Consider the following 21217-nt stretch of genomic DNA (forward strand, 5'->3'; position numbering starts at 1 on the left):
CATATGACGATGAGCGAAGTCGACAAGGTCCGGCTTTCGGCGGCATCGGCGATCGAACGGTCGCGCGAGCGGCGGCGCCCGATCGGCACCAAGAGCGTCGCGCTGCGCCGCCAGCATTTGTACAAGAAGCTCGGCCGGGTGCTCGTCGCGGGCGGTATCGTGCTGATCGGCGCGGCGCTGTTCGGGGCGCTGATCCAGCCGCTCGGCTTTGTCGGCCTGCTCGCGCTGTTCGTGCTGCTGGTCGGGGTCGCGGTGCTGTTCGGCAAATGGCCGCCCTTTCCCGAGCCGCGCCAGGCCGATTTGCCCAAGGCCGATCTGAAACAGCTCGCGGGCCGCACCGAAATCTGGCTCGAGGCACAGCGCCCCGCGCTCCCGGCGCCGGCGCGCCAGCTCGTCGACGGCATCGGCGTGCAGCTCGACCTGCTCGCGCCGCAGCTCCAGACGCTCGACGCGGCGAGCCCGGCGGCGGCGAATATTCGCAAGCTGGTCGGCGAGGATTTGCCCGAACTCGTCGCGGGCTATCAGCGCATCCCGGCGGGGCTGCGCGGCGAGGCGCATGCGGGGCGGACGCCCGACGAAACGCTGGTCGGCGGGCTGAAAACGCTCGAAAGCGAGATCGGCCATGCGGCGCGGAGCCTTGCGGCGGGCGAGCTCGACAAGCTCGCGACGCGCGAACGCTATCTCCAGCTCAAATATCAGGGGCTGGAAGGCGAGGATACGCCGGGTGGCGGCGCCGTTTAGAGCCCTTCGCCAGCGACCCAGTGCGCGTTGACCAGCCGGCGCGCGAGCGCGCCGACCTGGATGCGGATATCGGGGACGGCGACCACCTCCCACAGATCGCCGCGCGTCATCGGCCCGATCGCAAGGATATGTTCGGAGGCGCGGCCCTTCGCGTCGACGACATGCCCGTCGCGGTCGATGTCGAGCCCGAGGCGCAGCGCATCGGGACGGATGCGCCCGGCGGCGAGCATGCGGCGGACGAGCGGATCGGACGAGCGCAGGAGGTCGCCCTGCGGCCCGGTGCAATTGATCATTCGCGCGGCGTAAAGGGTTTCGATTGCATCGGACCCGCGCGGCCGCCAGTCGACGGCCAGCGCGTCGGGGTCGGCGCGTACGGCGGCGATCTTGCCGGCGCGGAAGACGAGCTGCCCCGACTGGACGAGCGCGTCGATGCGGTCGGCAACCGCGGGCGCGAGGCGGTGGCGGTGGACGTCCCAGAAGGGGCGGAGATGGCGGAGGAACCGCGCGCGCTTTTCGGCATCGGCGGAGGCCCACATCATCTGGGTGATCGGCCGGATCGAATCGACGGCGAGCCGCCAGTCGTGCCGGCGCGCTTCATCGCGCGCCCAGTGCACCAGTTCGGACAGTTCGGGCGCGGGCTTTGCCAGCACCGGCCGCGGACGCGGCAGCCCGTCGAGGTGGCGATGAGGGCGAAGCCCGCGCCGCGACAGCGCGACGATCGGGCCGGAAAAGCCCTGCGCGGTCAGGCGGAGGATGACGTCGACCGCGGTCAGCCCGGTGCCGATGACCAGCACCGGATCGTCGTTTGCCAGCCCCTCGGTGAAATCGCCCGCCCAGGGATCGCCGATATAGCGGTGCGCGGGCAGTCCGGCGCCGGCGAGTCCGGGCGGGTCGTGCGGCGGCAGATTGCCGATCGCGAGCACGGCGCGGTCGGCTTCGATCAGCCCGCCGTTGACCAGCCCCAGCGTGACCTGTCCGCCGCGCTCCTCGATATCGAGCACCTCGTCGTCGACGAGCTTCAGCCGCCGGCCATAGCGCTCCATCGCCATGGCCAGCGCCTCGCGCAAATAGCGGCCATAGGTTGCGCGGGTGACGAAGGCGGTATCGCAGCCCAGCCCGCGCGCGGCCAGCCAGTCGCAGAAATGATCGGGCCGGTCGGCAAAGGCGCTCATATTGCCGGCGCGGACGTTGAGAAGGTGGGCACTCTCGCTGCTGCTATAGGCGACCCCGGCGCCCATCCGGTGCCGGTCGCGTTCGATCAGCAGCACCTCGACATCGGCCTGTTCGAGCAGGTTCAGCGCGAGCATCGTCCCCGAAAAACCGGCGCCGACGATCGCGACGCGCGTCGCGGTGCGGAAACGCGGGCGCGGCGCGTGAAGTTCGGTGGTGATCAGATTCACCGGGTGACCACGTCGCCGGAAACGGTCACGCGCTCGAGCACGCGATGTTCGGGCCAATAGTCGCCGACCGCGTAATGCTGGGTCGACCGGTTGTCCCAGATGCCGATCGCGTTCGGCGTCCAGCGAAAGCGGACCTGATATTCGGGCACCTTGATCCGGTCGAACAGCAGGCGGAGCAGGCTGTCGCTTTCTTCTTCGGCCAAGCCGACAATGCGGCTGGTGAAGGTGTAATTGTCGTAGAGAATCTTTTCGCCGGTTTCGGGATGCGTCCGCACCACCGGATGCCGCACCGGCGGAAAGTCGCGGGCAAGCTGTTCGCGTTTTTCCTCCGACACCCGGCCGCCGAAGCTGCGGACGATGTCATGTTCGGCCTCCAGCCCCTCGATCCGGTCCTTCACCGGTTGCGGCAGTCCGGCGTATGCGGCCACCGTGTCCGCCCACATCGTGTCGCCGCCCAGCGGCGGCAGGGTGCGGGCACACAGGATCGACGCGATCGACGGCCGCTCGCGAAAGGTCACGTCGGTGTGCCATTTGTTGTAGGCCTGAAAGGGCGCCAGCGTCGCGGCGGTGAGCTGGACGCCTTCGACACCCTCGATGCGCAGGATTTCGGGATAGCCCGCGACCGACGGGATTACCGGGTGCCCCTCCAGTTCGCCGAACAGCCGGCCGAGTCGGACATGGCTTTCATGGCTGATGTCCTGATCGCGGAAAAAGACGACCTTGAACCGCAGCCAGGCGGCGCGCAGCAGGTCGGCCTCTTCGGACGACAGCGGCCGGTCGAGGTCGAGGCCGCCGATTTCGGCGCCGATCGTCGGGGTTGCGGGCAGGATGGCGATGCCAAGCGAGCGGGCGGCCTCGAACAGGTCGGGGGTGTCAAGCTGGGTGGCCATGGGGCTCCTTTCGGTCGATAACGGGCGCGCTCGGTCGACTCGGATCACGTCCCGATCGGACCGGAACATAATTCAACTGATTTAATTGACAAGTCCATCGCGATAAGATGCGCCGGATGTGCGGCTGGCTGCGTTCCGCAGGCAAGGCGGCTTTGGGGTGGAGAGCCGTCGCTTGTTGAGTCGTCATCCCGGGCTTGACCCGGGACCCGCCTTTCTTCTTCCAACGCCGGATCAAAAAAAAAAAGGTAGGCCCCGGGTCAAGCCCGGGGTGACGGATATGATTTACGCCGGCGTCGCCTTCCGACCGAAACCCGCCATCGACGCCATCGATGGCTGGCGCCATACCCATATCTCGGCCATGCAGGCTTATGCCCGACGATACCCCCGCCCCGCTGCTGAAGGACATCCTCGGCCCGCAGGCTTTGACGATCATCGCCGATGCGGGGGCGGACGTTTCGCCGCTTTTCGATCGCGCGGCCTTCCTTGCGGCCGCGTCGGACGGGCTGGGCGAGCTGTCGATCATGGAGCGGGTGCGGCATATCGCCGATGCGCTTCATGTCGCGCTTCCCGGCGACTATGATGCGGCGCTGGATGTGCTGCGCGCGATGGCGCCGCGGCTGACGCACGGCTTTCAGGCCGTGGCGCTGACCGAATATATTGCGCGATACGGTCTCGATCATTTCGCCGCGTCGATGGATGCGCTCGCCGACCTGACGCGTTTCGGCACCGCCGAGTTTGCGATCCGGCCCTTCCTTGCGCAAGACGCCGGCCGGACGCTCGCCGTCATGGCCGGCTGGGCGGCGAGCGACGACGAGCATGTCCGCCGCCTTGCCAGCGAAGGTTGCCGGCCGCGGCTGCCGTGGGCGACACGCGTCCCGGCGCTCAAGGCCGATCCGACGCTGGCGGCGCCGATCCTCGAGATGCTGAAGGCCGACCCCAGCCTTTATGTCCGCAAGTCGGTCGCGAACCATCTCAACGATATTGCGAAGGACCGGCCCGACTGGCTGCTGGGCCGCCTCGCAGGCTGGCCCATCGACAATAGGCATACGGTCTGGATCGTCCGCCACGCGCTGCGCACGCTGATCAAGCAGGGCGATCCGCGGGCGCTGGCCTTGATCGGGGTCCGGCATGGCGCTGCCGTCGCGGTGCGCCGCTTTGCGGTCGAACCGCAGGCGGTGCGGCTTGGCGATACGCTGTCGATCGGCGCCGAACTGCGCTCGACTGCGGGCGAGGCGCAGCGGCTGGTCGTCGATTACCGCATCCATTACGCCCGCGCCGGCGGGAAGGTCGGCGCAAAGGTCTTCAAGCTCAGGACATTCGACCTTGCCGCCGGTGCCGACGCGGCGCTGGCGATCCGGCAGGTCATTCGCGATTTCAGCACCCGCCGCCACTATCCGGGCCGGCACGACGTCGAACTGATCGTCAACGGCGAGACGATGGCCCGCGCGGCTTTCGATATCCTGCCGCCGGACTGAGCCCGCCGGTTCGGCCGGGGCGGGTCAGCGCCGTCCGCGCTGCCGGTTGGCGCGCGCGAGCAGCGCCATCGCGGCGAAGCCGCCGAGGCTGGCGAAGCCGAGTGCCTCGACGAGCCCGTAGCCCGAGCCGAGGACGGTGCAGGCGAGGGCGGCCGCGATCGCCAGCATCGCCCATCCGGCCCGTTTGAGCAGCCGGCTTTGTCCCGCCGGCAACGCGCGCCCGAACAGCGCCGATTGATGCCGCGCGATGCCGGCGCACAGGCAGGCGAGGCTGGCCGCGGTCAGCATGAGGAGTGCGAGGTGGATCATGCGGGGGCAGCGTCCCTGCGGCGGCGGCGCGGGGTTTGGTCCGCGGCGCGCCGGACGATCCGGCGATGCGCGGTCCAGAAGCCCGCGGCGAGGACGAGCATCGCGAGGTCGAAGCCGGCGAATATCCATTCGCCCGCCGCGACGCTGGCGAACAGGCCGCGGTCGGTGGTGAGCGCGTTGACGACGGGTACGGCGGCGAACAGCGCTGCGGTTGCCGCCGTCGTCTCGGCCCAGGCGCGCTGCGGCGGACGCACCGCGGCCCAGATGAAGACGGCGAGCCAGGCGAGGAAAAGGCTGTCGATCTCGTGGTCGGCGCGGCCGGCAAGCGCGACGGGAAGCAGGCGGTTGGCGAGGAAATAGACGGCGATGCCGAGCGGTAGTCCGACGATCGCGCCGATGTTGAGTTTCTCGACCAGCCGGAACCCGAAATGCGGCTTGTCGGGATCGGCCAGCCGGGCGCGCCGTTTGACCGTCCACAATATCAGCCCCGACGCGACCATCACGCAGCCGGCGAGACCCGACAGCAGGTAAAGCCAGCGCAGCACCGGCTGTGCATAGCGGCCGGCATGCAGGCCGATCATCACCCCTTCGGTGGTCGTCGCGGCGCCCGACGGGTCGTGCCGGCCGACCACCCGCCCGGTGACGCCGTCGAAGGTCAGCGAACGCGGCCGCGCCGACAGGCTGTTGTCGACGCCGCTCGATACGATCACCTGCGCGCTGCGGTCGCCGGGGTTGAGGATGCGCACGCCGCCCGCCGCGGTGCCCCACTGGTGTTCGGCCGCCGCGACCATCGGTCCGATTGGCGCGAGGGGGGCGGGGCCGCTCTTTTCGGCCGGATCGGGATAGGGAAAGGCGGCGGCGTAGAATTTGTCGGTGTCGGCATAATTGGCCGCGATCCCCCACGGCATATAGTGCGTCGCCAGCGACACGAGGCCGGTATAGGTGATCATCAGGATGAAGGGCAGGAACAGCACGCTCGACGCATTATGGACGTCGAGCCAGCTCCGCTGCCCCTTGCCCAGCCGCAGCATGAAATAGTCGGCGATGATCTTCTTGTGCGTGACGATGCCCGACAGGATCGCCACCAGCATCGCCATCGCGGCGATCCCGACCAGCCACCGCGCCCAAAACCAGTTGATGTAATGCAGGTCGTAATGGAACCGGTACAGGAAATAGCCGCCGCGCGTATCGCGCGCCGTCACTTCGCGGCCCTGCCGGTCGAGCCGCGCCTCGGTCGGCGCGTCGGCGGGGGCGTCGGGGCCGTTCGCCCAATAGAGTTGCAGGCCCGGCGCGCGCTGGCCGGCACGATAGATCGACCATTCGGTCGCGCCCGGCGCCTTGCGCGCGAGCCAGTCCGCCGCCGCGGCATAGCTTTTGTCGCTGTCGACCGCGATGCTGCCGATCTCGGGCGTCATCCACTGGGTGGTCTCTTCCTGGAAATAGGCCGAGGTGCCGGTGACGAAAATGGCATAGAGCAGCCAGCCGAGGACCAGCCCCGTCCAGGTGTGGAGCCACGCCATCGATTGCCGCAACCCGCCCTTCACAGCCGCCCGCCCCACAGGATGAGCAGCCAGTCGGCGAGTGCGAGTGCGGCGCCCGCACCGACCATGACCAGCCACAGTTTCGCGGTCGAGCGCACCGCAAAGCACAGCATCGCGATCAGCGCGAAGATCGCGAAGGACATCAGGGTCGCGCCGACCGACGCCTGCGCCGGGCCGCCGGGAAGGATCCGTGCGAGCCAAACCGTGAGCAGTGCGGTCAGCGCATAGTTCAGCGGCACCGCGGCCAATATCCGCAGCGTCACGTCGCGCCGATTCGCCCCTCGCAATTTTTCCGCCGCCTTCGCCATCGCGGCCCCTGTCGCAATCTTGCGACTAATTAGCAATAGCGTAAATCAGGGCGATGGGGTGAAGGCCTGAATCTCGCCGTCTTTCAGGAAAGCGTCGTGGCATCGCCCGATCGCCTCCCAGTCGGGCTCGACGCCCAGCCCGGGCGTTTCGGGGGGCACGACGCCGCCGCGGCGGACGAGCCAGGGGTCGCCGAGGATCAGGTCGTCGGCGATCGCATCGATCAGCGCCTGTCCCGGCCGGTCGAGCCCTGGCAGGCTGATCCCGAGATGGACCATCGCCGCCCAGCCGATGCCCGATTCGGCGTGCGAGCGCAGCCACAGGCGGCGGCCGAGGGCGCTGCACACCTCGGCGAGCCGCCGCACCGCCGAAATCCCGCCGCAGGCGTCGAGCGTCGGCACGATCCCGCGGATGTCGGGATAGGCGCGTATGAGGTCGATATCGGCGGCGTGCGTCGACACGTTGAGGCGATATTCGCGGCCGATCCGTTCCATGTCGGCGAGCGAAGCGACGGGTTCCTCCAGATTTTCGAGAAAAGAGGCTGTCGCAGCGGCGAATTTGCGGGCGTCATCAAGGCTGAGGCCCATATTGGCGTCAACCGCGATCCGCGCGCGTCCCGCAAGCGCGTCGTGGAGCGCGCGGACCATCTCGATTTCGAGGTCGATCGGATGGACGCCGATCTTGACCTCGAAAATCGGCGCGCCGCTTTCGTCGATGGCGCGGCGCGCGCGGTCGATCATCGCGGTGACCGCCCTGACAGGATCGGGCTCGGCATAGGAATATGCAACGAAAGGCGCCCGCGGCCGGCATGCGCCGCCGAGCAGGCGATAGAGCGGCAGGCCGCTGTGCTTGCCGAGCAGGTCCCATAGCGCGATCTCGAGCCCGCCCCAGACCGCGAGCCGCATCTTGAGCGAGGGCGTGCCGAGGTCGAGGTGGCGCGGCAGGCAGTGGCGGCGCAGCAGCGCGTGATCGAGCGCGTCGAGACCGATCAGCGCCGACGCGAACTCGCGGGCGATGATGTCGGCGGGGAAGGCATAGCTCGCCTCGCCATATCCGGTTTCGCCCGTCGTCGTTTCGACGATGATGATCGTCCGCGTCGACGCGGCGATCGCGCCGCAGGTCATCACCGGGGCCGAGCGATAGGGGATGTTGACCGGGATCGCCCGTATATCCCTGATCCGGCAGTTCATCCTTGATTTTTCAGATAGCGGTCGAAATGGCGGACGAGCTTGTCGATGAAATAGCTCTCCTGCTTCGCGCCATAGCCGTGGATTTCGTCGGGCAGGAGGACGAATTCATGGTCGATGCGGGCGCGAATCAGCGCATCGGTCATCTTGTTGGCATTCTGCCACGGACACATGTCGCTCGACCCCGTGGCGATCATCAGATCGCCCCGCAGTCCGGGTGCGTCGGCGAACAGCGAGGCATCCTCATAAGCGGCGGCGTTGTCGGGACCGGGAGGCCCGCCGAAATAGGGTTCGTAGATGAAATAGTCATAGGGTTCGAACCCCGGCGCCGAGGCGACGCCGGCGCGATAGACGTCGGGATGGTCGAGCATGCAGGCGACGGTGTGATAGCCGCCCCATGAATGGCCCCAGATGCCGACGCGGCCGATGTCCATCCACGGACGCTCGGCGGCCAAGGCTTTCAGCGCCGCGGCATGATCGTTGCCAACGTGCCGCCGCCATTCGCGGTAGGAGGTTTGCTGGAACGCCTTCGACCGTTCGGGGGTGCCGCGCGCATCGAGCACGACGACGACATAGCCGAGCTGGGTCAGCGCCGGGTTGACCGCATAGATCGGCGAGCCGGCGGGGGCGTAGAAATAATGCGGCGTGTTGACGATCTGCGGCCCGCCGTAGATCCATTCGATCACCGGATAGCGGACGTCCGGATCGAAGTTCGCAGGCTTGAAGACGACGCCCCAGATATCGGTCTCGCCATCGGCGGCCTTGACCGAAAATTGCTCGGGCGGCGTCCAGCCGAGCTTTTCGAGACCCGAAATGTCGGCGGGGTCGAAGCGGTGGAGCAGCGTGCCATCGCTGCGGCGGACCTCGCTCTGCGGCGCCATGTCGGGCAGCGAACGCGTCGCGACGAAGCTGCCGAAGTCGGGGGCAAGCTGGATTTCGTGCACACCGGCCTCGGGCGTCAGCCGTTCGACGGCACCGCCGTCCAGCGGCACGCGGCAGAAATGCACGTCATAAGGCCGTGCGGGATCGTGATGCGCGGTGAAATAGACGTGCCCGCCCTGCGCATCGACGCCGAGGACGTCGAGCACCGGCCAGTCGCCGTCGGTCAGCCGCCGCTGCAAGCCGCCGTCCATGTCGTAATAATAGAGGTGGTTCCAGCCGTCGGCCTCCGATTCCCAGAGGAAGCCGCCGCGATCGGGGAGCAGGGTGCAACCCGGGCGTCCCCAGACGATCTGGTGCTGGATACGGATATAGCTGTCGCCGCGCTCGTGGTGGATCAGCCGTGCCGCGCCGGTGACGCCGTCGGCTTCATAGAGCGCGGCTTCGTGCGCATCGCGCGAGAAGAGCATGAAATAGAGGCGGCGCGCATCGGGCGTCCAGCCGAGGAACAGCAGCATCCGGTCCTCGGTCGGCACGTCGATGCGGATCGCCTTGCGCTGGAGGACATCGACCAGATAGGGTTCGACGACCGGAATCGGATCGCCCGTCCGCGCGACCCGCACCTCCTCGACCTCGTCATAGCGTTTCAAGAGATGGGTGCGCGTCTGCACCGGAACCTGGCGCTGGTCGAATTTGGTGGCGAAAAGCCGCAGGCTGTCGGGCGACCAGGGATTGACGGTACGGTGGACCAGCGAGCCGCCCGCGGCATGGCCGATGCGCAGCGACTCGACGTCCCAGCCACAATATCGCTCGCCGTCGTCGGTCAGCATCTCGGTGCGGCCGTCGCCGCTATAGTGCAGCGCCAGATTATGATCCTTGAGGCCGATCAGCATCTTGCCGTCGGGCGAGGGCATTTCGGGAACCGCCAGCACTTCGGCATGATAGGAGGGGCGGAAGAATTGGCGCGGGCCGGCGAACTGCTGCGGCGTGCGGCCGAACAATTGCTCCATCAAATTCGGTGCCGGCTCGGCCGCGATCGCATGATCTTCGCGGTTCAACCGGTATGTCGTCCCCTCGAACTGGAAAAGGATCGCGTCGCCAGCGTCGGTGAAGCTCGCAAAGGGGAGGCCGGCATAAGGGAGCGGGCGGCCGAGCAGCGCCGACAGCGCGTCGCGGACGCGCGCGACGTCGAACATATCGTCGACCTTGCCCGACCGGGGATCGAACCGCTTGATCGACACATTGTGCGGCGCATCCACCACATACCAGAAGCGCCCGTCGGGCAGCCAGTTCACCGCGACGCGGCCGCCCTTGACGAGCGAACCCATGTCGAGAAACGCCTCGAACCGCTTCCTCTGTTCCGCGTCGTTCCGCGATATATCCGGCATCTTGCTTCCTCGTTTGCCCGGCATTGCGCCTGCTGCTCCCGCGCCGAAGATTGCCGTCCGGCGCGTCTTCGACATCGAGAACCATACATTACTGTATTGACCTGTCAACGGACCCGCGACGCCGGGCCGCAAGGCCGGGAATAGCGGACAGCCAAATCGGGTCGCCGCTCCGACGCAAGGCAAGCGTTCGGCCGCATCGAAAAGACTGGCTGGCGGGAAGGGAAGATGGATGCCCCGTGAGGATTCGAACCTCAATAGACGGAATCAGAATCCGTAGTCTTACCATTAGACGACGGGGCAATGAGGCGGGCGCAATATGATTGCGTGGGCCGCCTGTCAAGGCCGCTGCGCCGGGGCGTGGCCTGTCGGCAAACAGTGCGCTTGCCCTGCCGTATTTCGCCGCTAGCATCGCCCTCGATAACAAGAGACGGGGCCGCGCCCGCGCGGACACCCTCGAAGGAGTGGGCTGATGCGTCATGTCGCGATCGTCGGGTCGGGTCCCGCGGGCTATTACACCGCCGAAACCTTGCAAAAGGCCGACGATATCGCGGTCGACGTCATCGACCGGCTGCCCGTCCCCTATGGCCTGATCCGCACCGGCGTCGCGCCCGATCACCAGTCGATCAAGGCGGTCTCGCGGCGTTACGAAGGCGTCGCTTTGACCGACAATGTCCGTTTCGTCGGTCATGTCGCGGTCGGCAGCGACGTGACGATCGACGAGCTGGTCGGCCTGTACGACGCCGTCGTGCTGGCGACCGGCGCGCCGAACGACCGCCCGCTCGACATCCCCGGCGCCGACCTGCCCGGGGTGATCGGCAGTGCGGCGTTTGTCGGCTGGTACAACGGCCATCCCGACTTCGCCGGCCTGAATCCGCCGCTCGGCGCCGCCGGGGTCGCGGTGATCGGCAACGGCAATGTCGCGCTCGACGTCGCGCGCATCCTCGCAAAGGCGCCGGCCGAATTCGCCGGCAGCGATATCGTCGCGCACGCGCGCGCAGCGCTGTCGGAAAGCGCGGTGCGCCATATCCATATCCTCGGCCGTCGCGGTCCGCACCAGATCGCGATGACGCCGAAGGAGCTGGGCGAGCTGGGCCACCTCGACCGCGCGAGCCCGCGCGTTGACCCCGCCGACCTGCCGCCCGAGGGCGACGACGCGCTGCTCGAGCCCGGGATGCGCAAGTCGGTCACCCACCTTCGCAGTTTCGCCGCCAATCCCGTCGCGAAGCCGGTGACGATCGATTTCGATTTCTTCGCCATGCCCGTCGCGATCGAGGGAGACGGCAAGGTGCAGCGCGTCATCGTCGAGCGCACGACGCTCGATGGCGAGCTGCGCAGCCACGGGACGGGCGAGACCTATGCGATCGACGCCGGGTTGGTGATCAGTTGTATCGGTTACCAGACGCCGCCGATCCCCGGCGTGCCCTATGAGCATGGCCGCGGCCGCTTCGCCAACGACGACGGGCGCATCCTGCCCGGCCTTTATTGCGTCGGCTGGGCACGGCGCGGCCCGTCGGGGACGATCGGCACGAACAAGCCCGACGGGGCGCGGATCGGCGAAATGGTACTGGGTGATATCGGGCGCGGCGCGGGCAAGGCGGGGCGCCCGGGGCTCGACGCGCTGCTCGCCAGCCGCGGCGTGACGCCGGTGACCTTCCGCGACTGGCGGCGGATCGAGGAAGCCGAGATCAAGGCGGCGCTCGACGGCAATCCGCGCGAGAAATTCGTCACCATCGAAGCGATGCTCGAAGCCATCGGGCGGTGACGCCCGGCGAAGGGCGCGCGTTGAAGGGCTGGATCCGTACCGCGCTTCGCGGGCTGCTTGCGCTGGCATATGGCGCGGCGGGCTATCTCCATCTCGCCCGACCGGCGCCCTTCCTCGCGATCACGCCGCCGTGGGTGCCCGAGCCGGGGTTCGTCGTCGCGGCGACCGGCGTGGCCGAAATCGCCGGTGCCATCGGGTTGATGATCCCGCGGGTGCGCAAGGCCGCCGGGTGGGGCCTTGCGCTCTATGCGCTGTGCGTGTGGCCGGCGAACTTCCACCATGCCTTTGCGCAGGTCGCGATCGGCGGCGAAACGCTCGGCTGGTGGTATCATGGCCCGCGGCTGGCCGCGCAGCCGCTGATCATCTGGTGGGCGCTGTGGGCCAGCGGCGCGGTGGACTGGCCGTTCCGCCGCCGCTGATCCTTATTTCGCGACCGGCGTTTCGACCGGCGGCTGGCCCTTCTGGCTCGCCGCATAGGCTTCGACCGCCTTCAGCACGCGCAACATGTTGCCGCTTGCGATCTTTTCGAGATCGGCCTGGCTGTAGCCGCGCCGCGCGAGTTCGGTGAGCAGCGCGGGGTAGCCCGTCACATCCTCCATGCCCGTCGGCGTGATCTCGATCCCGTCATAGTCGCTGCCGAGCCCGATATGGTCGACCCCGATCGTCTTGCGGATATGGTCGATATGGTCGGCCGCTTTCGCGATCGGCGTCGGCGGCACCGGATTGGCGTCGTCCCACGCCTTCAGCGCCGCTTCGGCGCCCGCGGGATTGCCGAGATATTGCGCGTCGATGCGCGCCTTTTCGGCGGTGCGGGCAAGATCGCGGGCGCGCACGGCCGGATCGAGGAAAAGCGGATAAAAGACGACCATGATCACGCCGCCGTTCGCCTTGACCGCGGGCAGCACGCTGTCGGGCACGTTGCGCGGATGGTCGTTGACCGCGCGCACGCCCGAATGGCTGAACATCACCGGGGCCTTCGCGGTTTCGAGCGCGTCCTTCATCGTCGCTTCGCTGACGTGACTGAGGTCGACGATCATCCCGATGCGGTTCATCTCGCGCACCACCTGCCGCCCGAAATCGGTGAGCCCGTCATGCTTCGGCGCGTCGGTCGCGCTGTCGCCCCATGGCGTCGTCTTGCCATGGGTCAGCGTCATGTAACGCGCGCCGAGGTCGTACATTTGGCGCAGCACGCCAAGCGACGAGCCGATCGACTGGCCGCCCTCCATCCCCAGCATGCCGCCGATCTTGCCGGCCTTCATCGCCTTTTCGAGCCCCGCCGCATCGGGCACGAGCACAAGGTCGTTCGGATAGCGCGCGACCAGCCGTTTCATCACGTCGATCTGTTCGAGCGTCTGCTGCACCGCTTCGGCTTCGTCGTCGTTCGACGGGACATAGACCGACCAGAATTGCGCGCCGACGCGGCCCTTGCGCAGCCGCGCCAGGTCGGTGTGCATCGCGAGTTCGGGCGGCGTCGCATCGGGGCGTGCGGTGTCGGTCGTGTCCTGGAAATCGAAGTCGTTGATCACATTGCCGACGCGCAGGCGCAGCGCCCACGGCACGTCGTTGTGGCCGTCGAATACCGGCGCGCGCTTGAGCGCCGCCTCGGCGACCGCCTCGGGCGATTGTTGCGCGTTGGCGGGGGAAGACAGGAGGGCGAGAGCGGCGAGGCCGGCGAGCAGGGTGCGCTTGTTCATGGCGCGCAACCTTAGGGGCTCGCGCATGAAAATCGAGCCCGAGATTTGCTCGCGGCGAGCGATAGATGGACGGCGCCCCCTTGACCCCGCGCCGCTCTCCGCTCAGCCTGTGCGCCATGACGGCCTTCGACGACTGGCGCGCGCGCTCGCCCTATTATGACGAAACCCATGAGGCGCTGGCGCAGAGCGTCCGCCGCTTTGTCGCGCGCGAGATCGCGCCGCATATCGACCGCTGGGAAGCCGAGGGCGAACTGCCGCGCGACCTGCACCGCAAAGCCGCCGACGCGGGCATTCTCGGGCTGCGTTATCCCGAGCAATATGGCGGGCACAGCGAAGGCTTCGACAATTTCCATAGCCTTGTGGTTACCGAGGAACTCGCGGCGGTCGGCGCGGGCGGGCTCGGCGCGTCGCTGATGACGCACGGTATCGGGCTGCCGCCGATCCTCGCGCTGGGATCCGAAGAGCTGAAACAGCGTGTCGCGCCGCCGGTGCTGGCGGGCGAAAAGATCATCGCGCTCGGTATCACCGAAGCGGGCGGGGGCAGCGACGTTGCGAATCTGAAGACGAGCGCGATCCGGGATGGCGGCGATTTTGTCGTCAACGGCGGCAAGATGTTCATCACCAGCGGCATGCGCGCCGACTGGCTGACCTGCGCGGTGCGCACCGGCGGGCCGGGCGCGGCGGGTATCTCGCTGCTGCTGATCGACATGGCGAGCCCGGGGATCGAGCGGACGCGGCTCGACAAGATGGGGTGGCGTTGCAGCGACACCGCCGCGATCCACTTCGACGGCGTCCGCGTCCCCGCGGCCAATTTGATCGGGCCGGAAAATGGCGGCTTCATCGGCATCATGCGCAACTTCAATTCGGAGCGGCTCGGCATGGCGATGGGCTGCTGCGCCTATGCCCGCGTCGCGCTGGCCGAGGCGGCGGCGTGGGCCGGTCAGCGCGAGACGTTCGGCAAGCCACTCGTCGGCCACCAGTCGATCCGCATCAAGCTCGCCGACATGGAACGCCAGATCGAGGCGACGCAGGCGTGGGTCGACCTTTGCGCCTGGCAGGTGAAGGAGGGCAGGGATCGCCCCGCGGACTTCGCGATGCTGAAGGTGCAGGCGACACGCATGCTCGAAAGCGTGGCGCGCGAGGCCGCACAGGTGCTGGGCGGCGCAAGCTATATCACCGGCAGCAAGGTCGAACGCATCTACCGCGAGGTCCGCGTCAACGCGATCGGCGGCGGCAGCGAAGAAATCATGCTCGATCTTGCCGGGCGGCAGTTGTTTGGAGGAAAGAGATGAACGAGCTTGTCCGAAGCTGGCCCGCCGAGGCCGAAACCCTCTTGGGCGACCTCGTTGACCTTCGCCGTGCGATTCATCGTGAGCCCGAACTGGGTTTGCAGAATCCGAAGACGCTGGCGAAGATCAAGGCGGCGCTCGCCGGCCTGCCGCTCGAATTTCGGGAGGGGCCGTCGACGACCGGGCTCGTCGCGATCCTGCGCGGTCCCGCGAACGGCCGTACCGTGCTGCTGCGCGGTGACATGGATGCGTTGCCGCTGATCGAGGACACGGGGCTCGACTTTTCCTCGGAGATCAGCGGCGCGATGCATGCGTGCGGGCACGACACGCATGTCGCGATGCTCGTCGGCGCGGCGAAGCTGCTGTGCGCGGCACGCGACCGGCTGCCCGGGACGGTGATGTTCATGTTCCAGCCGGGCGAGGAAGGCCATCATGGCGCGCGCTTCATGCTGGAGGACGGGATCATCGATCCGTTGCCCGACGCGGCCTTTGCGCTCCACATCATGCCCAACGCGCCGCACGGCATTTTCGCCGGGCGTGCCGGGCCGCTGCTTGCGTCGTCCGATGTCCTGGCGATCACCGTCAAGGGTGCGGGCGGCCATGCCTCGATGCCGCACGATGCGGTCGACCCGATCCCGGTCGCTTGTTCCATTGTCACCGCGATCCAGACGATGGTGACGCGCCGCATCTCGGTCTTCGACCCGGCGGTGATCACCGTCGCGAAGATCGCGGCAGGGACGACGAACAATATCATCCCCGAAAGTGCCGAGATGCTCGGCACGATCCGCACCCTGTCGCCCGAACGCCGGGCGATGGTCGCGCGCGAACTGAAGCGTCTCGCCCCGGCGATCGCCGAAGCGCATGGCTGCACCGCCGAGGTACGGATCGACGAAGGCTTCCCCGTCACCGTCTGCGACGCCCGCGCGGTCGCGTTCGGCCAGTCGGTGGTCGAGCAGACCTTCGGCGAGGAAGCGTGGCTCACCATGGACAATCCGGTGATGGGCGCCGAGGATTTCTCTTACGTGCTCGAAAAGGTGCCCGGCGCGATGTTCTGGCTCGGGGCGAGCGAGGCGGGCAGCGACTGGCGGCAATGCTGCGGGCTGCACAGCAACCATATGGTGCTCGACGAAAGCGTGATGGCGCGCGGCGCGGCGCTGCACGCGGCGCTGGCCGAACGGTTTCTGAACGACGGTTTCTGAACGCGATAATCTCACACAAAGACACAAAGAGGGCAGTGGATGCCGCCTGACCTGGAAGGACTCGCCAGCATCGTGATCGATTGCGGTTATCGACTGCATCGCGAGTTGGGCCCGGGCCTGCTGGAATCGGCCTATGAGGCGATCATGGCCGACCAGTTGATCCGACGGGGGCTTCGTATCGAACGACAGAAGCCAATTCCCATACGGTACGATGGCCTCGAACTGGCTGAGGGGTTTCGAGCCGATTTATTGATCGAGCGACGCCTCCTCATTGAGCTCAAGTCGGTCGAGCGGCTCGCGCCGCTCCACAGCAAACAAGTTCTGACCTATCTGCGGTTGCTCGATCTGCCTTTGGGCCTCCTCATCAATTTCGGCGGCGGCACCTTCAAGGAAGGTGTGAGGCGAATCGCTAACGGCGACCTCAAGCGCTGACATCTTCGTGTCTTTGTGTGAGACTTTAGGAGGCTTCGGCCATCTACAATGCCGAGAAAGGAAACAACATGATCAATATCATCGGCGCGATTGTCTCGGGCCTGATCATCGGCGCGCTGGCGCGCTTTTTCTATCCCGGTGCGGTCGAGATGGGGTGGGTTGCGACGATCCTGCTCGGGGTCGGCGGCTCGTTGCTCGCCGGGCTTGCCACCTCGCGCGGCCGCGGCGACTTTCACCGCGCCGGCTGCCTTGCGTCGGTGATCGGCGCGATCGTGCTGATCTTCGTCGGGCGGCTGCTCGGTATCGGGGGATGATCCGCCGCGTTTGACCATCGTCAAAGCGCGCCGGCGCAACTCGGCGCATAGCGTGGCTCATCACCAAGGAGCCCCGTCATGAGCAAGCATATCCCCGCTTCCGCCTTTCGCATCGTCGATGCGCCCGCACCGCTCGCTGCCATCGCCGTCGACCGCAGCGTTGCGGTCGTCCGCAGCTTCGACCTGCCGACCGGGCTGTTCGCGGCGACCGTCGCGCTCTATTTCGCCTTCCTCGGCGTGATGGCCGCGACCTTCGCCGACAAGGGCCTTGCGATCCCGATGGCGATTTTTTCGATCTACATCGTCATGGCGTTCGGCACGCCGGCGATGTGGGTGCGGATGAAGCCCGATCACGCCGCGCAGCCGCTGAGCTGGAACCGGTTCATGCGCGAGGGGGTCGAGACGCTGACCGGCCGTCTCGACGGCACGGGCGCCGCGGCGCAAGTGCTCATGCTGCCCGTGCTGATTTTGGGGTGGGGCCTCATTGTCGCGACGATCGTCGCGACACTCTAATCGGCCAATAGCGCATGCAAGGCCGGCGCGTCGCGGATTTCCAGTCCGCGCGCGCCGTGCCGCCGTATCAGGCCGGCGTCTTCGAGGCCGCCCAATTGACGGCTGACCGTTTCGATACTGATCCCGAGCAGGGCCGCCATTTCGCCGCGCGTCAGCGGCAGGTCGAAAGTTGCGGCGGGCGAGCAGGGTGCCGGTCCCGCGGCATCGGCGAGCGCGAGGATCAGCCCCGCGACCTTCGCATCGGCCTTTCGCCGCCCGACCAGATCGAGCAGTGCGCGCGTTTCCGATGCCGCCTTCATCGCGCGGCGCGCCACCCCCGCCGCCAGCCGCGGGTTTTCGGCGACCATATGCGCATAATCGGCGCGCGGGAAAATGCACACGCGCGCCGTGCTGGCCGCGGTCACTTCGCAATCGTCGGGCGCCGCAAAAATCTCGCCGGTAAAGCCCGCCGGGTGCACGAGCGCGACAATCCGCTCGACCCCGTCGGCATCGGTGCGGACCACCTTCAACACGCCGGAGAGCAGGGTTGCGCACGCGCTGTCGTCGCCGGGCGCGAACAGCATTTCGCCCCGCACGAGGTCGCGGTGCCGGCCCATCCGGGCGAGGCCGGCGCGTTCGTCGTCGGCGAGCGCCGCGCAGGCCGCCCGATCGCGCACGGGACAGCCGGCGCAATCGAGCGCGTCGCTCACGGCACCAGCACCGTGTCGACCGCTTGCGGTAGCAGGTCGGGATAGTCGAGCGTGTAATGCAGCCCGCGGCTTTCCTTGCGGTGGAGCGCGCTGCGCACGATCAGCTCGGCACACTGGAGGAGGTTGCGCAGCTCGATGAGGTCGGTGGTGACGCGGAAATGGCCGTAATAGTCGCCGACCTCGTCGGTCAGCATCTTGATCCGGTGCTGCGCGCGTTCGAGCCGCTTGGTGGTGCGGACGATGCCGACATAGTTCCACATGAAGCGGCGGATCTCGGTCCAGTTCTGCTTGATCACCACTTCCTCGTCGGAATCGGTGACGCGGCTTTCGTCCCACGGGCGGATCGCGGGCGGCGCATCGAGTTCGGCCCAGCGCGCGACAATGTCCTTCGCCGCCGCTTCGCCGAAGACGAAGCATTCGAGCAGGCTGTTCGACGCGAGGCGGTTCGCACCGTGGAGCCCGCTTTCGGTGCATTCGCCCGCGGCATAGAGCCCCGGCAGGTCGGTGCGTCCGTCGAGGTCGATCAGTATCCCGCCGCAGGTATAATGCTGCGCCGGAACCACCGGGATCGGCTGCTTCGTCATATCGATGCCGAGCGTCAGCAGTTTCTCGTAGATGTTCGGAAAATGCCCCGCGACGAAGTCGGGATCCTTGTCGCTGATGTCGAGATGGACATAGTCGAGCCCGAAGCGCTTGATCTGGTCGTCGTTGGCGCGCGCGACGACGTCGCGTGGCGCCAATTCGGCACGCGCGTCATAGTCGGGCATATAGCGGTGCCCGGTCACCGGGTGCTTCAAGATGCCGCCCTCGCCGCGCACCGCCTCGGTGATCAGGAAATTCTTGACGTCGAGATTATAGAGGCAGGTCGGGTGAAATTGCATCATCTCCATGTTCGAGACGCGCGCGCCGGCGCGCCACGCCATCGCGATGCCGTCACCCGTCGCGCCGCGCGGCGCGGTCGAGAACTGGTACACGCGCCCCGCCCCGCCGCTCGCGAGGATCGTCGCGCGGCCGACGTGCGCGCGAACCTTGCCGCTCTTCTCGTCGAGCGCATAGACGCCCCAGACGCGGCCAGAGCCCGAATAGCGTTCCTCGTGGCGGCCGGTGATCAGGTCGATGCACGCCTGACCGGGCAGCAGCGTGATGTTCGGATGCGCCTCGGCGGTCTTCAGCAGCGCCGCCTGCACCGCCCAGCCGGTCGCGTCGTCGACATGGACGATGCGGCGGTGCGAATGGCCGCCCTCGCGCGTCAGATGCAGCGCTTCGGCTTCCTTGTTGAAGGGGACGCCCATCTCGATCAGCCGCTCGATCGCGTGCGGGGCGTTCTCGACGACGAACTCGACCGTCTGCCGCCGGTTCAATCCGGCGCCCGCGACCATCGTATCCTCGATATGATTTTCGAACGTGTCGCCCGCATCGAGCACCGCGGCGATCCCGCCCTGCGCCCAGGCGGTCGACCCGCCGGTGAGTTCGCCCTTGGCGAGCACGAGGACGCGGCAATGATCGGCGAGCGCAATCGCGGCGGTGAGACCCGCGGCGCCCGAGCCGACGATGATGACGTCGTGGGTGAGCGCTTCAGCCATTGGCGGCTCGCGTCAGGTTGAGGAACACATCTTCGAGGTCGGCTTCGCGCGTCGAGACGTCGACGATGCCGTGCCCCATCGCGTTGACCGCGGCGAGCACTTCGCCGGCATTGGCGCGGTCCTTGTTGTAGCTGATCGCGAGCCCCCGCTCGCCCTCGCGTTCGACCTTGTCGAAGGCGGGGTGGCTCGGCAGGTCGGTGACGTCGGCATCGAGCGTCACGACGACGATCTTCTCGCGCGCCATGTCGACCAGTTCGCGCGTCGGCTTGTTGGCGATCAGCCGGCCATGGTTGATGATCGCGATGCGGTCGCAGAGCTCTTCGGCTTCTTCGAGATAGTGCGTCGTCAGCACGACGGTGACGCCGCGGTCGTTGAGCGACTGGACATAGGACCAGAGCTGCTGGCGCAGTTCGATATCGACCCCCGCGGTCGGTTCGTCGAGCACGATGATCGGCGGCGAATGCACCATCGCCTTGGCGACGAGCAGGCGGCGCTTCATGCCGCCCGACAGCGTGCGCGCATAGGCATCGCGCTTGTCCGACAGGTGCACCGCGGCGAGCAGTTCGTCCGAAATACGCTTGTCGCGAGGCACGCCGTACAGCCCGGCCTGGTTCTCGAGCGTCTCGAATGGCGTGAAGAAGGGATCGAAGACGATCTCCTGCGGAACGATACCGATCGAATATTTGGCGTTGCGCGGGTCGGCGTCGATGTCGAAGCCCCAGATGCTTGCGCTCCCGCTCGTCTTGTTGACCAGCCCCGCGAGGATATTGATCAGCGTCGACTTGCCCGCGCCGTTCGGGCCCAAGAGCCCGAAGATCTGCCCGCGCGGGACGTCGAAGCTGATGTTGTCGAGCGCCCGCTTGCCGCCGGCATAGGTTTTGGAGACGGCGTCGATGCGGATCGCGGCTTCACTCATGCGCGTTTCCATAGCTGCGCTCTCGCGGCGGGGAAAGGCTTCATCGCGCCGCTATTTCTGGTCAGCGCCGCGTTAACGCTAAATTGGCAGGTCGCTGTTAGGACGCGGGATGTGAGGACCAGACACACCATCCGCCCGCTGCCTGCGCAGCGCGGCCTAGCCGCCTTTGCGCTTTTGCTCGCGCCCGCCGCTTCGCCGGCGCTGGCGCAGAACAATGCGCAGACCGAGGCCGAAGCCATCGTGCTGCGGCCGCTTTCCTTCTTCAAGGTCAACGACCTCGATTTCGGCGATATCATCGCATCGGGGAGCGCCGGAACGGTGCGCCTCTATCCCGACGGATCGCGGACGAAGACCGGCGGTGTGACGCTGGCGGGCAATGGCGGCGAACCCGCGCGCTTCGCCGGGCTCGGCACCCCGCAGCGGCAGGTCAATATTTCGCTGGGGTCGAACACGATCTGGATCACCGGCCCGGGCACGCGGATGCGGGTGCGCGATTTCGAGATCGGCAGCACGCCGACCGCGATCCTGTCGACCTCGCCGACGCGCTTCCGCATCGACAGCGTGCTCGGCAATTACAACTTTCCGGTCGGCGCCACGCTGGAGGTCGGCGCCAATCAGGCGCCCGGCGACTATAGCGGCAGTTTCACGATCACCCTGAATTATCTTTGACGTTCAACGTCTGCTTGTGGGGAGGACGGCACCGGGGGCCA

The 21217-nt window shown here is 67.3% G+C and carries 21 protein-coding genes and 1 tRNA gene; 10 read left to right on the plus strand and 12 right to left on the minus strand.

From position 1 onward, the window contains the following. The first annotated feature begins 3 nt into the window (after positions 1–3). Positions 4–741, plus strand: a complete 738-nt coding sequence (locus tag V6U71_RS20865) for a hypothetical protein (RefSeq protein ID WP_411340197.1) — start codon at positions 4–6, stop codon at positions 739–741. Here the strand turns inward: V6U71_RS20865 and V6U71_RS20870 are convergent. Continuing rightward, positions 738–2141 carry an FAD/NAD(P)-binding protein gene (locus V6U71_RS20870; RefSeq protein WP_411340198.1) on the minus strand — a complete coding sequence of 468 codons (1404 nt, stop codon included), beginning with the start codon at positions 2139–2141 and terminating at the stop codon, positions 738–740. The genes V6U71_RS20865 and V6U71_RS20870 overlap by 4 nt on opposite strands. Continuing rightward, positions 2138–3031, minus strand: a complete 894-nt coding sequence (locus V6U71_RS20875) for a TauD/TfdA dioxygenase family protein (protein WP_411340199.1) — start codon at positions 3029–3031, stop codon at positions 2138–2140. Before V6U71_RS20875 ends, V6U71_RS20870 begins: the two co-directional genes overlap by 4 nt. Positions 3032–3399: 368 nt before the next feature. Between V6U71_RS20875 and V6U71_RS20880 the strand changes: the two genes are divergently transcribed. Beyond that, positions 3400–4506: a DNA alkylation repair protein gene (locus V6U71_RS20880; RefSeq protein WP_411340200.1), complete on the plus strand. Its 1107-nt coding sequence runs from the start codon at positions 3400–3402 to the stop codon at positions 4504–4506. Positions 4507–4530: 24 nt separating this feature from the next. Here V6U71_RS20880 and V6U71_RS20885 read toward each other — a convergent pair whose 3' ends face one another. The 6 genes from V6U71_RS20885 to V6U71_RS20910 form a co-directional block, all read right to left on the minus strand. Then, positions 4531–4815 (minus strand): DUF3325 domain-containing protein, encoded by a 285-nt coding sequence (locus V6U71_RS20885; RefSeq protein ID WP_411340201.1) that lies wholly within the window; start codon positions 4813–4815, stop codon positions 4531–4533. Next, positions 4812–6335 carry a PepSY-associated TM helix domain-containing protein gene (locus tag V6U71_RS20890; RefSeq protein ID WP_411340202.1) on the minus strand — a complete coding sequence of 508 codons (1524 nt, stop codon included), beginning with the start codon at positions 6333–6335 and terminating at the stop codon, positions 4812–4814. Before V6U71_RS20890 ends, V6U71_RS20885 begins: the two co-directional genes overlap by 4 nt. Positions 6336–6355: 20 nt before the next feature. Continuing rightward, the gene (locus V6U71_RS20895) at positions 6356–6664 is read right to left on the minus strand and encodes a hypothetical protein (protein WP_411340204.1); all 309 of its coding nucleotides are present in this window, start codon (positions 6662–6664) and stop codon (positions 6356–6358) included. Positions 6665–6709: 45 nt separating this feature from the next. Further along, entirely contained in the window at positions 6710–7852 is a 1143-nt protein-coding gene (locus V6U71_RS20900) for a mandelate racemase/muconate lactonizing enzyme family protein (RefSeq protein WP_411340205.1), read from the minus strand. After that, positions 7849–10116 carry a S9 family peptidase gene (locus V6U71_RS20905; RefSeq protein ID WP_411340206.1) on the minus strand — a complete coding sequence of 756 codons (2268 nt, stop codon included), beginning with the start codon at positions 10114–10116 and terminating at the stop codon, positions 7849–7851. The genes V6U71_RS20900 and V6U71_RS20905 overlap by 4 nt, the downstream gene beginning before the upstream one ends. Before the next feature lie 226 nt (positions 10117–10342). Further along, positions 10343–10416 (minus strand) — tRNA-Gln (locus V6U71_RS20910). A 169-nt stretch (positions 10417–10585) separates the two neighbouring features. On the opposite strand from V6U71_RS20910, the gene V6U71_RS20915 reads away from it, so the two are divergent. Both V6U71_RS20915 and V6U71_RS20920 read left to right on the plus strand, forming a co-directional pair. Next, the gene (locus tag V6U71_RS20915; RefSeq protein ID WP_054589807.1) at positions 10586–11878 is read left to right on the plus strand and encodes an FAD-dependent oxidoreductase; all 1293 of its coding nucleotides are present in this window, start codon (positions 10586–10588) and stop codon (positions 11876–11878) included. Further along, entirely contained in the window at positions 11875–12297 is a 423-nt protein-coding gene (locus V6U71_RS20920; protein WP_411340207.1) for a DoxX family protein, read from the plus strand. Before V6U71_RS20915 ends, V6U71_RS20920 begins: the two co-directional genes overlap by 4 nt. A gap of 3 nt (positions 12298–12300) precedes the next feature. Here V6U71_RS20920 and V6U71_RS20925 read toward each other — a convergent pair whose 3' ends face one another. Beyond that, a complete protein-coding gene (locus tag V6U71_RS20925) occupies positions 12301–13572 on the minus strand; it encodes a dipeptidase (protein ID WP_411340208.1) in 1272 nt (423 codons plus the stop codon). A gap of 116 nt (positions 13573–13688) precedes the next feature. On the opposite strand from V6U71_RS20925, the gene V6U71_RS20930 reads away from it, so the two are divergent. From V6U71_RS20930 to V6U71_RS20950, 5 genes are all read left to right on the plus strand, one after another. Then, complete coding sequence (locus tag V6U71_RS20930; RefSeq protein WP_411340209.1) at positions 13689–14864, plus strand: acyl-CoA dehydrogenase family protein; 1176 nt, start codon at positions 13689–13691, stop codon at positions 14862–14864. Next, entirely contained in the window at positions 14861–16060 is a 1200-nt protein-coding gene (locus tag V6U71_RS20935) for a M20 metallopeptidase family protein (RefSeq protein ID WP_411340210.1), read from the plus strand. Before V6U71_RS20930 ends, V6U71_RS20935 begins: the two co-directional genes overlap by 4 nt. A 39-nt stretch (positions 16061–16099) precedes the next feature. Further along, entirely contained in the window at positions 16100–16492 is a 393-nt protein-coding gene (locus V6U71_RS20940) for a GxxExxY protein (RefSeq protein ID WP_411340211.1), read from the plus strand. Between the two features lie 68 nt (positions 16493–16560). After that, entirely contained in the window at positions 16561–16806 is a 246-nt protein-coding gene (locus tag V6U71_RS20945) for a GlsB/YeaQ/YmgE family stress response membrane protein (RefSeq protein ID WP_411340212.1), read from the plus strand. A gap of 78 nt (positions 16807–16884) precedes the next feature. After that, entirely contained in the window at positions 16885–17319 is a 435-nt protein-coding gene (locus V6U71_RS20950) for a hypothetical protein (protein ID WP_411340213.1), read from the plus strand. Here V6U71_RS20950 and V6U71_RS20955 read toward each other — a convergent pair. Genes V6U71_RS20955 through V6U71_RS20965 form a run of 3 tightly spaced genes read right to left on the minus strand, consistent with a single transcriptional unit; the run spans position 17316 to position 20507 of the window. Beyond that, complete coding sequence (locus V6U71_RS20955) at positions 17316–18008, minus strand: Crp/Fnr family transcriptional regulator (protein ID WP_411340214.1); 693 nt, start codon at positions 18006–18008, stop codon at positions 17316–17318. The two genes, V6U71_RS20950 and V6U71_RS20955, sit on opposite strands and share 4 nt — an antisense overlap. After that, on the minus strand, positions 18005–19591 hold the full coding sequence (gene nadB, locus V6U71_RS20960; protein ID WP_411340215.1) for an L-aspartate oxidase: 1587 nt from the start codon (positions 19589–19591) through the stop codon (positions 18005–18007). Before nadB ends, V6U71_RS20955 begins: the two co-directional genes overlap by 4 nt. Further along, complete coding sequence (locus V6U71_RS20965; protein WP_411340216.1) at positions 19584–20507, minus strand: ABC transporter ATP-binding protein; 924 nt, start codon at positions 20505–20507, stop codon at positions 19584–19586. The genes nadB and V6U71_RS20965 overlap by 8 nt, the downstream gene beginning before the upstream one ends. Before the next feature lie 111 nt (positions 20508–20618). On the opposite strand from V6U71_RS20965, the gene V6U71_RS20970 reads away from it, so the two are divergent. Further along, on the plus strand, positions 20619–21176 hold the full coding sequence (locus tag V6U71_RS20970) for a DUF4402 domain-containing protein (protein ID WP_054732420.1): 558 nt from the start codon (positions 20619–20621) through the stop codon (positions 21174–21176). The last annotated feature ends 41 nt before the right edge of the window (positions 21177–21217 follow it).

The organism is Sphingopyxis sp. J-6, from assembly GCF_046603995.1.
Taxonomy (GTDB): domain Bacteria; phylum Pseudomonadota; class Alphaproteobacteria; order Sphingomonadales; family Sphingomonadaceae; genus Sphingopyxis.